The sequence below is a fragment of the Nocardioides sp. genome (genome assembly GCF_030150155.1).
Classification (GTDB): Bacteria; Actinomycetota; Actinomycetes; order Propionibacteriales; family Nocardioidaceae; genus Nocardioides.
This window is the reverse complement of sequence record NZ_JASLGR010000061.1, coordinates 37,553-50,004: the sequence shown is the minus strand read 5'-3', so window position 1 is coordinate 50,004 and position 12,452 is coordinate 37,553. Positions and strand designations below refer to the sequence as shown.

Here is a 12,452-nt window from a genome sequence, read left to right as displayed (position 1 = left end):
GGACTCACGGGGCTGGTCGTCGAGGCGTCAGTACGCGCCCCAGGCGGGCGACCAGCGGCCCATCACTCGGCGTCCCAAGGCGCCGAAGATCATGAAGACGACGATCCCGAGGAAGCAGGCGGCGAAGGCGACGGCGAGCATCGGAGCCGCCTCGACCCGGGCGGTGTACTTGCTGATCAGGAGGCCGAGGCCGATGTCGCCCTTGCCGAAGAAGTAGTCACCGACGGTGGCGCCCACCACCGACAGGCCCGCCGCCTGGCGCAGCCCGACGAAGAAGTCGGGCATCGCTGCGGGCAACTGCAGGGTGAGCAGCCGGGTGACCCGGTTGGCTCCGGCCAGGGAGAGCAGGTCGTGCAGCCCACGATCGACGCCGAGCATCCCCTGGAGCGGGTTGATCACGAGGGGGAAGAGGGCGATGATCACGCAGATCAGCACCCGGGGCGTGAGCGAGTAGCCGAACCAGAAGCCGATCATCGGGATCATCGCCAGCGTCGGGATGGTCTGGATCACGATCAGCCACGGGTAGAGCGAGCGCTCCACCCACTTCGCTTGCGCCATCAGCAGTGCTAGCACCGTCGCGATGACGACGGCGACCAGCAGCCCGATCATGGCCTCCTTCGTGGTCATCCAGAAGGCGCTGAGGATGTCCGCACGGACCTTCGGGTCGAAGAAGCCGTCGGTGAAGACCTCGTGCGGCGGCGGCAGCAGGAACCGCTTGCGCTCGGTGAGGACGCCGAGGGAGACGTAGTACCACAGCCCGATCACGGCACCGAGGACTGCGGCGGCGGGCAGCACGGTCAGGGCGGCACGGCCCAGGGCCCGGCGTACGGCGGCGACGGACGGGATGGTCATGAGACGGCCTCCAGGGCGGCGGCCACGCGGCCGGCGAGCTCGGCGAAGTCGGGGGTGTAGCGCAGGTCCAGGGAGCGATCGAGGCCGAACGGCACCTCGAACTCGGCCACGATCCGGCCGGGTCGGGCACTCATCACGACCACCCGGGTGGAGAGGAAGACGGCCTCCTCGACGGAGTGGGTCACCATCAGGCCGGCGAAGCGCCGCTCCCGGAACAGGCCCAGCAGGACCAGGTTGAGCCGACCCCGGGTGATCTCGTCGAGGGCGCCGAACGGCTCGTCGAAGAGGAACACCTCGGGGTTCATCACCAGCGAGCGCGCGATCGAGGTGCGCATCCGCATCCCGCCGGAGAGCTGGTGGGGCAGGTGGTCGGCGAAGTCGGTGAGCCCGACCACGGCGAGAGCGTCGGCGGCCGCCGCGGCGACGGTGCTTCTGCTCATCCCGGCGAGGCGGCCGAGCAGCTCGGCGTTGCGCCGCACCGAGCGCCACGGCATCAGGGTCGCGTCCTGGAAGACGTAGCCGATCGAGTCGGTGGCGTACCGGACCGTGCCGGTGGTCGGCTTGTCCAGGCCCGAGGCCAGCCGGAGCAGGGTCGACTTCCCGCAGCCGGAGGGGCCGATGATGGAGACGAACTCGCCCCGGTCCACGCTCAGGTCACAGGGGGACAGAGCCTCCACGGCACCGAAGGTGCGCCCGACCCGGTCGAAGGCGACCAAGGGGCGAGTGGGGTACGACGACCCGGGGAGGTGCTCAGCCATGGCGGCGACAGTAGGCGCGAAAACGCCGACTTCAGCGGGGGTTTACCGCGCCTTTACGGCCTCCCTGCGATCTTCTCGGTGCTGTTACATCGGTCGGGACAAGGGGACAAGCGGGACGCCGGAAGAACTCCGATGCGGAGCCGAATCGGCAGGTGAGAGACTGGCGGGGTGACTGTCACGCCCGACCTCATCGCCGCAGCCGCTGAGCGCACGATCGCCCGTCGTACGCCCCTGGAGAAGTCAGCGAGGCTGAGCGAGAAGATCGGCGCCGAGGTCTACCTCAAGCGTGAGGACCAGCAGCTGGCCCGCTCCTACAAGGTCCGCGGCGCCTACAACCTGATGAGCCTGCTCACCCCCGAGGAGCTCGCCCGCGGCGTGGTCTGCGCCTCGGCCGGCAACCACGCCCAGGGAGTCGCGATCTCGTGCGCTCGGCTCGGTGCGAAGGGGCACATCTTCGTCCCGACCAGCACGCCGCGGCAGAAGCGGGACCGGATCCTGGCCCTGGGGGGCGACGCCGTCACCCTGACTCTGGTGGGGTCGACGTACGACGAGTCAGCGGCCGCCGCCCAGGCCTATGCCCGCGACACCGACGCCACCTTCGTGCACGCCTTCGACGACGAGCGCACCGTCGCCGGCCAGGGCACCGTCGGCGTGGAGCTGACCGACCAGGCCCTCACCGACGCCGGCGGCCCGCTCGACGCCCTGATCGTCCCGATCGGCGGCGGTGGCTTCATGGGTGGCGTCGCCACCTGGGTGAAGTCGGTCTGGCCCGAGTGCCGGATCATCGGCGCCGAGCCCGTCGGGGCGGCCTCGATGAAGGCTGCGCTGCGCTCGGGTGGCCCGGTCACCCTGGAGCACCTGGACACGTTCGTCGACGGCGCCTCGGTGGCGACCATCGGCGCCACGCCGTACGCGATCGCCAAGGAGCTCGTCGACGAGGTCGTCGAGGTCCCGGTCGGCGCGATCTGCGTCGAGATGCTCGACCTCTACCAGACCGAGGGGATCATCGCCGAGCCTGCCGGCGCGCTGGCCGCGGCCGCGCTCGGCCAGATCAAGGGGCTCACCGGCCGGGTCGGCGTGATCATCTCCGGCGGCAACAACGACGTCTCCCGCTACCCCGACGTGGTCGAGCGTGCGGTGGTCTACCAGGGTCTGCGGCACTACTTCCTGGTCTCGTTCCCGCAGGAGCCGGGCGCGCTGCGCGGCTTCCTCGACAACGTCCTGTCCGACGGTGAGGACATCGTCGTCTTCGACTACATCAAGCGCTCCAACCGGGAGACCGGTCCGGCGCTGGTCGGCATCGACCTGGACCACCCCGAGGGGCTGGCCGGGCTGCTGGAGCGGATGGCGGCCAGCCACCTGCTGATCGAGAAGATCGACAACGACTCCGAGCTCTTCACCTTCTTGCGCTGAGCCGCGGCCCGGTCTCAGGCGGGGAGGTTCCCCGCCCTGACCAGGTCGAACACCTGCCACTGCCCGGTGGCGGTGCGACGCCAGGAGGCGGTGAAGAGGCCGTGGTGCTCGGTGCCTGCGCGGTCGTCGAGGCGCCAGACCAGCACGCTCCAGGTGGACAGCGCGATCGACGGCGTGGAGCCGGTCGGGTCGTCGTACGCCGTCGCGGTGATGCCCAGCGTGGTGAAGCCCAGCGGCGGCACGGAGAGCTCCAGGTCGATCATCGCCTCCCGCCCGCGCTGCTGGGCCAGGGGCACGTTGCGGACCTGGAGATCGGGGGCGAACACCGCCTCGAACCAGGCCCGGTCACGGCGCCCGACGGCGGGGAACCAGGCCTCCAGGAGCGGGGCGATCTCGGCTGAGGCGTCACGGGGCAGGGCCGGCATGGCGCACACCCTAGAGCGGGTCGGGCTGTCCCGGCTGTCCCCGAGGATGTAACGCCGCGGCGTTACCCGCAGGCGCCGCGACCCGAAACATGGCCGCCCCACGATGGGGCCATGAGCGACGTTTCCGGCCTGGTGGCCGACCTGATCGACCTGCTCGGGGAGGGCGGGGTCTCCACCGACCTCGACGCCCGGCAGCGGGCCTCGGTCGACGAGGCGACGATGTCCCCGGTGCTGCGCACCCGGATCCCGCATACGCCGGCCGACCTGGTCGCCTACCCCGCGGACCGGTTCCAGGTCGCCGAGACGGTCGCTGCCGCCGTACGTCGTGGAGTGCCGGTGACGGTGCGGGGGCGGGGCACCGGGAACTACGGTCAGGCGATCCCGCTGGAGGCCGGCCTGGTGATCGACACCAGCCGCGCCCGGGCCGTGCTGTCGGTGACCGACGGCGCCCTGACCGCCGAGGCGGGCGCCCGGATGCTCGACCTGGAGAAGCGGGCCTGGAGCGCCCAGCAGCAGTTGTGGATGTACCCCTCGACCGTGCAGTCCACCCTGGGTGGCTTCCTGGCCGGCGGGTCGGGTGGCACCGGGTCGCTCGCGCGCGGCTGGATCGAGGACGGCTTCGTGCTCTCCCTCGACGTGGTGCTGGCCGACGGGAGCGCCACGATCCACCGGATCGAGGGGGCCGACTGCGTGCCGTTCCTGCACACCTACGGCACCACCGGCGTGATCGTCGCGGCCACGGTCGCCCTGGAGCCGCTGGTCGACTGGGTCTCGGTCTGGGCCTCGATCCCCGCGTTCCCCGCCGCCCAGCAGGCGCTCCTGGAGGTAGCCGTCTACGAGCCCGCTCCGCGGATCGCCTCGACCGACATGGCCAGCGTCCACCGCACGTTCCCCGCCAGCGCCGTCGTGCGTGAGGGGGAGTGCAGCTTCAGGGCGGTGGTGAGCGCGGCCCAGGTCGCCCAGGTCCGGGAGCTGGTCGCCGCGGCCGGGGGCGAGGTGCTGGCCGAGCAGACGGGGCTGGGCGCGATCGCGGCGATCTCGCTGCTGTCCTACAACCACCCGCTGTGGCACCTGATCCGGGCCGACGGGGACCACTACTTCCACGTCGAGACCGCCGGACGCGCGCTGGTCGACCGGCTCGAGGAGGTGCTGGAGGTCTTCCCCGGCACGATCATGCACATGGACGCCCACCGGCACGACGGTGAGGCGCTCCCGATCGGGATGGTCGGTGGCCTGTTCGAGTCCGAGGCCGCCATCGACGCCGGAGTCGCCCGGCTCAAGGAGCTCGGGGTGATGGCGCACGCGCCGCACTCCTGGGTGCTCGACCGGCGCGAGGAGGTCGCGATCGCGACGGCGGAGAAGACCGATCCGCTGGGGCTGTTGAACCCGGGGAAGCTCCCGGCCGCGCCGGCGGGGATGGCGCTCTTCGGCTAGGCGGCGACGCGCTGAGGACCTGACGCTGACGACCTGAGGTCGGCCATGACGCCGACGCCCCCGCCCTTGCTCGGGCGGGGGCGTCGACGTCGCGTCAGGCGTTCAGCTCGCTGGCGTCGTGCGGGATGTCCGAGGCGACCACGATCGACGGGATCTGGTCCACGGCGTTGTTGCGGCCGTCGCGCCCGGTGAGCCGGCGGTACCAGGCCGGAGCGACCACCAGAGCCTCGGCGCGCAGCGCTGCGGTGCCGACCCGGGGCAGGTCACCGGCCGTGGCGTAGACCAGGAACCGCGGCACCCATTCGGGCCTGAACTTCGCGTTGGCCCGGTAGAGGGACTCGATCTGGAAGTAGCGCGAGGCCCACAGCAGGATCGCGCGCCACAGCCGCAGCACCGGTCCGGCACCGAGCCGCTCACCGCGGGCGAAGACCGACCGGAAGGCCGCGAAGTTGAGGGAGATCTTCGTGATCCCGAGCGCCTCGGCCGACTCCATCACGGTCGCCACCATCAGCTCGGTGACGCCGTTCTCGGCGTCGGCACGGCGACGCATCAGGTCCAGCGAGAGCGCGTCCTTGCCCCACGGCGCGAAGGAGAGCAGCCCGATCGGCTCGCCGTCGGCGTCGCGGGCGATCACCACGGCACCGCCGTTGTCGCGCTGTTGGCCGAACCGGCCCAGCGCCATCGAGAAGCCGCGCTCGATCGGCCCGTCGCGCCACTCGATCGCCTTGTCGCGGACCAGCTCCAGGGTCTCCGGCGGCAGGTCGGTGATCCGGTGCGCGGTCGCGCTGATCCCGGCCCGGCGGGTGCGGGAGATCGCCTGGCGTACGCCGCGCATCGTCCGGCCCTCGAGGGTGAACTCGCTGGCGTGCACGACTGCCTCGTCGCCGATCTCCAGGACCATCAGGCCGGCCCGGTGGTAGACCGCGGCGGCACGCTCGGAGCAGCCCAGGTTCGCCGGGGTCCACCCGTAGGCGCGGGCCTCGTCGAGCCAGGCCGTCACCGCGTTGTCCCAGTCGTTCGGGTCACCGAGCGGGTCACCGGCAGCGAACGAGACGTTGCCGATCACCCGGTAGGAGACCGCCGAGGCACCGCTCGGGCTGGTGATGATGGAGCGGTCGTCACGGGTGGCGAAGTAGGCCAGGGAGTCGACCGAGCCCCACGAGTCCAGGAAGCGACGGACCAGGACGTGCTCACCCGCGGTCAACGGGTGGGGTCCGTCCGAGGGCTGCATCGCGACCACCAGGGCGAGGATCAGCACCACCCCGCCGAGCACCGCGAGCGCGACCGCGGAGCCGTGCGCCGCCCCGGACGAGGTGAACGTGATCGGACCGGGGATGCCGATCAGACCGAGGGCCGACTGCCAGATCCGGTCCCAGAACGTCGTACCGTCGACGGAGTCGCCATCGACGGTGAGCCAGAGCCAGCCCAGGGCCGTGGCCATCAGTGGCCCGAAGATGATGACGCGCAGGAAGCGGCCCGTGGAGCGCTGGTCCGGGCGGGCGGTGAACTGCGGCCGGGACGCGATCAGGAGCGCCGCGATGGCGAGGTTGAGCACGGCGGGCTCGATCCGCAGGCCGTGCAGCAGGTGCAGGGCGGCCGCGAGGAAGGTGAGGATCAGGGCGACCAGCCAGGCGCGGTACTTGCCGCGGCGCAACGCGGCGGCCAGCAGCATCAGGAGCAGGCCGATCGCCGCCGACCCGGTGGTCGCGGCCTCGGGGAAGACGTCGGGGACGACCTGGTTGATCAGGTGGGTGCGGCTGGCGATGCCGGGCACGTAGGCACCGGTCAGCGTCAGCAGACCGACGACGAAGACGATCCGGCCGACCCACAGCGGGGACTTCAACCCCGCCCAGAAGCCCTTCATCGGACCTGGGTCGCGACCAGTGCCGCCCCGATCACGCCGGCCTTGTTGCGCAGCGTCGCGGGGATGATCTCGGTGTCGACGTCGATCAGATGACCGAAGCTGTCGAAGTCCTTGGAGACGCCGCCGCCGACCAGGAACAGGTCGGGGGAGAAGAGCGCCTCGAGCGTCCGGTAGTAGCGCGTGAGCCGCTTGGCCCACTCCTCCCAGGAGAGGTCCTTGTCCTCGCGCGCCCGGTTGGAGGCCCGCGACTCGGCCTCGTGGCCGTCGATCTCCAGGTGGCCGAGCTCGGTGTTGGGCAGCAGGGTGCCGTCGTACACCAGCGCGGAGCCGATCCCGGTGCCGAGCGTGGTGACGATGACCAGCCCGCCATGACCCTTCGCCGCGCCGTAGTGCACCTCGGCCAGACCGGCCGCGTCGGCGTCGTTGACCACATGCACCGGGCGGCCGCCGAGGCGCTGGGTGAAGAGGGTGTCGGCGTCGGTGCCGATCCAGGACTTGTCGATGTTCGCCGCGGAGTGGACCACGCCGTGGCGCACGACGCCCGGCACCGTGATCCCGACCGGTCCGTCGTGATCGGGGAACTGCGTCACCAGGTCGGCGACGATGTCGGCGACGGCCTTCGGCGTCGACTTGTCAGGCGTCTTGATCCGGACCCGGTCCGCGGCGAAGACGCCCGCGGTCAGGTCGACCGGCGCCCCTTTGATCCCGGTACCGCCGAAGTCGATCCCGATGGCTGTGCTCATGGTGCCCAACCTAACGCCGCCGGCTGCCAGAAACCTGACCGTCGCCGACTTCCGGGTTCATCACGCTCGAGTTCCGGGTTCGCCACGGTCGAGTTCCGGGTTTGCCACCGTCGAGTTCCGGGTTCGCCACGTGCGTCGGAGTCGTGAACGGGGCACGATGGGGTGGAGGAGGTGCGACATGGTGACAGAGCGCGATGCCATGACCGACGTACGGTCGGTGCGTGACGGGCTACTGACCGTCTCGTCCACCTTCGGGCCAAGCCTGACGGTCGCGGAGGCGTTGGCTGCCTTCGAGAACCCGAAGCTCCACATGCTGCTGATCACGGAGCATGGCCGGTTGCTCGGCACCCTGACGCGACCCGATCTCGCCGACGCCGAGCCAGGACCCGCGTTGCCGTGGTCCAGCCTGGCGCCGGAACGGCTGGTGCTGCCCGACGACAGACTTTCGGCCGTACGCCGGTCCATGCTCGCCGCGGGCCAGCGCCGCCGTGCCGTCGTCGGGGCGGACGGCAGCCTGCTCGGTCTGCTCTGTCTGAAGCGGCACGGTCGAGACTTCTGCAGCGACGCCGATGTGGCAGCGCGGCGAGCCGAGCGGGAACTGGGCTGAACCCGGATCTGGGCGGTGGTGAACCCGGATCTGGGCGGTGGTGAACCCGGATCTGGGCGGTGGTGAACCCGGATCTGGGCGGTGGTGAACCCGGATCTCGGCGGTGGTGAACCCGGAAGTCGGCTAGGGGGTGATGCCGAAGCGGGCCGCCTCAGCAGGGGTGTCCACGTCGGCGGCGTCGACGAGTACCTCGACCAGCGGGAGCGCGTCGACCAGGCGCCGCATGCTCATGCCGACCACACTCTCCGGCCGCTCCTCCCCACCGGCCCCGGCCTCCCCTGCCTCCCCAGCCGCACCCTCGGCCTCCGCTGCCGAGCGACCGACCTCAGAGAGCCCCCTGACCCGGGCCCTGAGCGCCGCCGCCGGGTAGAGCGCGAGCAGATACTGCCGTCGCCCGTCGGCATCGACCCCGATCGCCGGTCCGCCGGCGGCCCGCAGCAGTGCGAAGGCTGACTCGACCTCGGGCACGTCGCAGGCCAGCACCGCCACCAGCCGAGTTCCGGGTTCGCCACCGCCGAGATCCGGGTTCGCCACCGTCGAGATCCGGCTTTCCCCCGCCTCAGCGCGTTCCAGGGCCATCACCCCTGCGGCCACCCCGGCCGCGGGCCCCGACCCGGCAGGCTCCTCGACGACGTGCATGACGTCGGTCCCACCGACCGCAGCGAACCTCGCCCGCACCTCCGGTGACGGCACCGGCCCGCCGACCACGACGACCCGCCCCGCAGCGGCTACGGCGCGCAGCGCCCGGTCGAGCAGGGTGAGGCCGTCGTACAGCAGGGCGCCCTTGTCCACGCCGCCGAGTCGCGAACCGCGTCCGCCGGCCAGGACGATCGCGTCGAACGGCGGCGGCCCGGCGGTGGCGGTGCGGGGTCCGTCGATGCTCACCGGTCGAGCCTAGGTGGCTCGTGTCAGAAGTTGTTGGTCGGTTCGCGCACTCGGGGCACGCACCTGGCTGCGTTGTCGAACACTCGACGGGCCTCCGGCCCGCCTTCGGTCCTCCGCCTTGCGAGGCACGCACCCCGAGCACGCCCACCATCCCAAAACTCCTGATACGAGCCACCGAGGCCCGCACACCCGTGCGTTACCCTCCTTGGCCGGGGGAGGTGGCGATGCACAGGCGGCGTTCGCGTGTCACGGTCGGGATCGGGGTCCTGATCGGTGTCGTGCTGAGCACGACCCTGACGGGTTGCGGCTCGGAGTCGAAGCCGAACGCTGACGGCACCTCCTCGGCGAGCACGTCCGCAACCGGCTCGGCCAGCTCCTCGACCAGCCCGACCGCCTCCAGCAGCGTCGTCATCGCCGACCCCGAGCATGCCGTCACTGCACCCGGCCCGCGGAGCGGAGCGCTCGTCCCCGCCGACATTCTGGTGGTCTCACCCGACTCCCTCGACGCTGCCACCGTCGCCAAGATCAAGGCGGTCAAGGGCGTCAGTGGCGTAGCCCAGACCTCCCTGGCCAACATCTCGGTCGAGGACCGGTTGCTGCGCGTGATGGCGGTCGACCCGTCGACGTACCGCAACTTCACCCCCGCCTCCTCGGCCGACAACCAGACGCTGTGGGAGCGCATCGCCGGCGGCGAGATCGCGCTGGACGATTCGCTGTCCAAGACCGTCAAGCTCAATGACAGTGGCGACATCACGCTCGGCTCCGAGGACGATGCCCCCGACCTGCACGTCGGCGCGTGGGCGCCGCAGATCACCGGCGCTGTCGACGCCGTGGTCAACACGAAGTGGGGCACCAGTCTCGACATGGTGCAGGGCAACGCCCTCCTGATCACCACCACCTCGACCGCCCCGGACCGGGTGGTCAAGCCGCTCCAGACGATCCTGGGCAAGGACGCCTCGGTGCAGCGGCTCGATGCGGTGGCGACGTACGGCCTCGACATCGATGCCGTCCAGACCGCCGTCGTGGTCGGGTCGGTCGCCCAGGCGGTGGGCCGTTACACCTATCGCGTCGGTGCGGGCGGCACCGTCACTCCCGACGCGGCCTGGGTGAAGAGCCACATCGTCACCGAGAACGTGCCGATCCTCGGCGCGGTCACCTGCAACAAGGCACTCTTCCCCCAACTCAAGGCGGCTCTGGCCGACATCGTCGCCCAGGGGCTGGCCTCGAAGCTGGTCAAGAGCCAGTACGGCGGCTGCTACAACCCCCGCTTCATCGCCGGCACCCAGGCGTTGTCGAACCACGCCTTCGGACTGGCGCTCGACGTCAACGTGCCCGGGAACCAGCGCGGTACCGCCGGACAGATCGACCGGTCGGTGGTCGCGGTGTTCAAGCGCTGGGGCTTCACCTGGGGCGGCGACTGGCACTACACCGACCCGATGCACTTCGAGATGAACCGGGTCGTCCACCCCGGCTGAGCCGAGAGTCTGAGGCTCGCCCACTACGCTTCGGAGGGTGAGCATTCTCGACGACGCCCGCTCGGGCATGGACGACTCGATCCGCCCGGTCGATGACCTCTTCGGTCACGTCAACGGCACCTGGCTGCGCACCGAGGAGATCCCCTCGGACCGCTCCAGCTGGGGACCGTTCGTCCAGCTGGCCGACGGTGCCGAGGTCCAGGTGAAGGAGATCATCACCGACCTCGCCGCCCAGGAGGCCGAGCCCGGTTCCGACGCGCAGAAGATCGGCGACCTGTTCGCCTCCTTCATGGACACCGACGCCATCGAGGCCGCCGGTCTCGGCCCGATCGAGCCGTTGCTGGCCGGGGTCGCCGGGATCAGCGACTCCCGCGAGCTGGCCGCCTTCCTCGGCGAGTTCGAGCGGTTCGGTGGCCGGGGGCTGTTCGGCTCCTACATCGACAACGACGACCGCAACTCCGACCGCTACGTGGTCAACCTGCTCCAGGGCGGCCTCGGCCTGCCCGACGAGAGCTACTACACCGACGAGAAGTTCGCCGAGATCCGGGAGAAGTACGTCGCCTACCTGGCGCGTCTCCTCGATCTCGCCGCCGTCGCGCAGGGTGAGGCTGCCACCGCTCTGGCGCAGAAGATCCTCGAGATCGACACCCGGCTGGCCGCGGGGCACTGGGAGCGCGCCGAGACCCGCGACGTGCAGAAGACCTACAACCTGCTCACGTTCGCCGAGATCCAGCAGCTGACCCCGTCCTTCGACTGGGAGATCTACGTCCGCAACCTGTCGGCCGCCAAGACCACGGCCGCCGAGCTGCTCGCCGAGACGACGGTCCGGCAGCCGAGCTTCTTCACCCACCTGGAGACGGTGCTGGGCGAGGTGCCCGTGGCCGACTGGAAGACGTGGCTCACCTCGCACGTGCTCCGGCTGGCGGCGCCGTACCTCACCGACGACTTCGTCGAGGCGAACTTCGACTTCTACGGTCGCACGCTCTCGGGGACGCCTGAGCTGCGGGCGCGGTGGAAGCGCGGCGTCTCGATGGTCGAGGGTGCGCTCGGCGAGGCGGTCGGCAAGGAGTACGTCGCCCGTCACTTCCCGCCGGCGTCCAAGCAGATGATGGACGAGCTGGTCGCCAACCTGCTCGCCGCGTACCGCGTCTCGATCGCAAAGCTCGACTGGATGACGGAGGAGACCAAGGAGAAGGCGTACGCCAAGTTCGACACCTTCCGGCCCAAGATCGGCTACCCGGAGAAGTTCCGCGACTACTCCGAGCTGGCCATCAGCCGCGACGAGCTGCTGACCAACGTCTTCGCCACCTCGGCGTTCGAGACCGACCGCCAGCTGGGCAAGATCGGCAAGCCGGTCGACCGGGATGAGTGGTTCATGCTGCCGCAGACGGTCAACGCGTACTACAACCCCGGCACCAACGAGATCTGCTTCCCGGCCGGCATCCTGCAGGCGCCGTTCTTCGCCCCCGACGCGCTGCTGGAGGAGAACTACGGCGGGATCGGGGCGGTGATCGGTCACGAGATCGGCCACGGCTTCGACGACCAGGGTGCGCAGTTCGACGGCGCCGGCAACCTCAACGACTGGTGGACGCCGGCGGACAAGGCCGCCTTCGAGACCAAGACGAAGGCGCTGATCGCGCAGTACGACGGCTTCGAGCCGCGCAACCTGCCCGGCGAGCACGTCAACGGCGCGCTCACGGTCGGGGAGAACGTCGGCGACCTGGGTGGCCTGACGATCGCCCACACCGCGTTCCTGATCGCCCGCCCCGAGGCGACCGTGGAGGAGCGTCGGCGGCTGTTCCAGAACTGGGCCTACTGCTGGCGGACCAAGCGCCGCACCGAGCAGGAGCAGCAGTACCTGACCGTCGACCCGCACTCCCCGCCGGAGTTCCGCGCCAACATCGTGCGCAACCTCGACGAGTTCCACGAGGTCTACGGCACGGTGCCGGGCGACGGGCTGTGGCTGGAGCCGGAGGACCGCGTCCGAATCTGGTGA

At 70.6% G+C, this 12,452-nt stretch carries 11 protein-coding genes; 5 read left to right on the top strand and 6 right to left on the bottom strand.

From position 1 onward, the window contains the following. Positions 1-27 precede the first annotated feature (27 nt). The gene (locus tag Q1V88_RS18940) at positions 28-852 is read right to left on the bottom strand and encodes an ABC transporter permease subunit (RefSeq protein ID WP_300683420.1); all 825 of its coding nucleotides are present in this window, start codon (positions 850-852) and stop codon (positions 28-30) included. Further along, positions 849-1,610, bottom strand: a complete 762-nt coding sequence (locus tag Q1V88_RS18935; RefSeq protein WP_300683417.1) for an ABC transporter ATP-binding protein — start codon at positions 1,608-1,610, stop codon at positions 849-851. Before Q1V88_RS18935 ends, Q1V88_RS18940 begins: the two co-directional genes overlap by 4 nt. A 168-nt stretch (positions 1,611-1,778) precedes the next feature. On the opposite strand from Q1V88_RS18935, the gene ilvA reads away from it, so the two are divergent. Next, the gene (gene ilvA / locus Q1V88_RS18930) at positions 1,779-3,023 is read left to right on the top strand and encodes a threonine ammonia-lyase IlvA (RefSeq protein WP_300683414.1); all 1,245 of its coding nucleotides are present in this window, start codon (positions 1,779-1,781) and stop codon (positions 3,021-3,023) included. Between the two features lie 14 nt (positions 3,024-3,037). Here ilvA and Q1V88_RS18925 read toward each other — a convergent pair whose 3' ends face one another. Further along, positions 3,038-3,448: a nuclear transport factor 2 family protein gene (locus tag Q1V88_RS18925; protein WP_300683411.1), complete on the bottom strand. Its 411-nt coding sequence runs from the start codon at positions 3,446-3,448 to the stop codon at positions 3,038-3,040. A 111-nt stretch (positions 3,449-3,559) separates the two neighbouring features. Between Q1V88_RS18925 and Q1V88_RS18920 the strand changes: the two genes are divergently transcribed. Next, a complete protein-coding gene (locus tag Q1V88_RS18920; RefSeq protein WP_300683408.1) occupies positions 3,560-4,882 on the top strand; it encodes an FAD-binding oxidoreductase in 1,323 nt (440 codons plus the stop codon). A 94-nt stretch (positions 4,883-4,976) separates the two neighbouring features. Here the strand turns inward: Q1V88_RS18920 and Q1V88_RS18915 are convergent, their stop codons facing one another. Together Q1V88_RS18915 and ppgK are read right to left on the bottom strand one after the other, a co-directional pair. Continuing rightward, positions 4,977-6,746, bottom strand: a complete 1,770-nt coding sequence (locus Q1V88_RS18915) for a phosphatidylglycerol lysyltransferase domain-containing protein (protein ID WP_300683405.1) — start codon at positions 6,744-6,746, stop codon at positions 4,977-4,979. Next, positions 6,743-7,489: a polyphosphate--glucose phosphotransferase gene (gene ppgK, locus Q1V88_RS18910; RefSeq protein WP_300683403.1), complete on the bottom strand. Its 747-nt coding sequence runs from the start codon at positions 7,487-7,489 to the stop codon at positions 6,743-6,745. The genes Q1V88_RS18915 and ppgK overlap by 4 nt, the downstream gene beginning before the upstream one ends. Before the next feature lie 178 nt (positions 7,490-7,667). Here ppgK and Q1V88_RS18905 point away from each other — a divergent pair, with 178 nt between their 5' ends. After that, positions 7,668-8,096 carry a CBS domain-containing protein gene (locus tag Q1V88_RS18905; RefSeq protein ID WP_300683400.1) on the top strand — a complete coding sequence of 143 codons (429 nt, stop codon included), beginning with the start codon at positions 7,668-7,670 and terminating at the stop codon, positions 8,094-8,096. A 123-nt stretch (positions 8,097-8,219) separates the two neighbouring features. Here the strand turns inward: Q1V88_RS18905 and Q1V88_RS18900 are convergent, their stop codons facing one another. Then, positions 8,220-8,981, bottom strand: coding sequence for an NTP transferase domain-containing protein (locus Q1V88_RS18900; protein WP_300683399.1), 762 nt, complete (start codon positions 8,979-8,981; stop codon positions 8,220-8,222). Between the two features lie 224 nt (positions 8,982-9,205). Between Q1V88_RS18900 and Q1V88_RS18895 the strand changes: the two genes are divergently transcribed. Together Q1V88_RS18895 and Q1V88_RS18890 are read left to right on the top strand one after the other, a co-directional pair. After that, a complete protein-coding gene (locus Q1V88_RS18895; protein WP_300683395.1) occupies positions 9,206-10,456 on the top strand; it encodes a M15 family metallopeptidase in 1,251 nt (416 codons plus the stop codon). Between the two features lie 37 nt (positions 10,457-10,493). Next, positions 10,494-12,452: a M13-type metalloendopeptidase gene (locus Q1V88_RS18890; RefSeq protein ID WP_300683393.1), complete on the top strand. Its 1,959-nt coding sequence runs from the start codon at positions 10,494-10,496 to the stop codon at positions 12,450-12,452.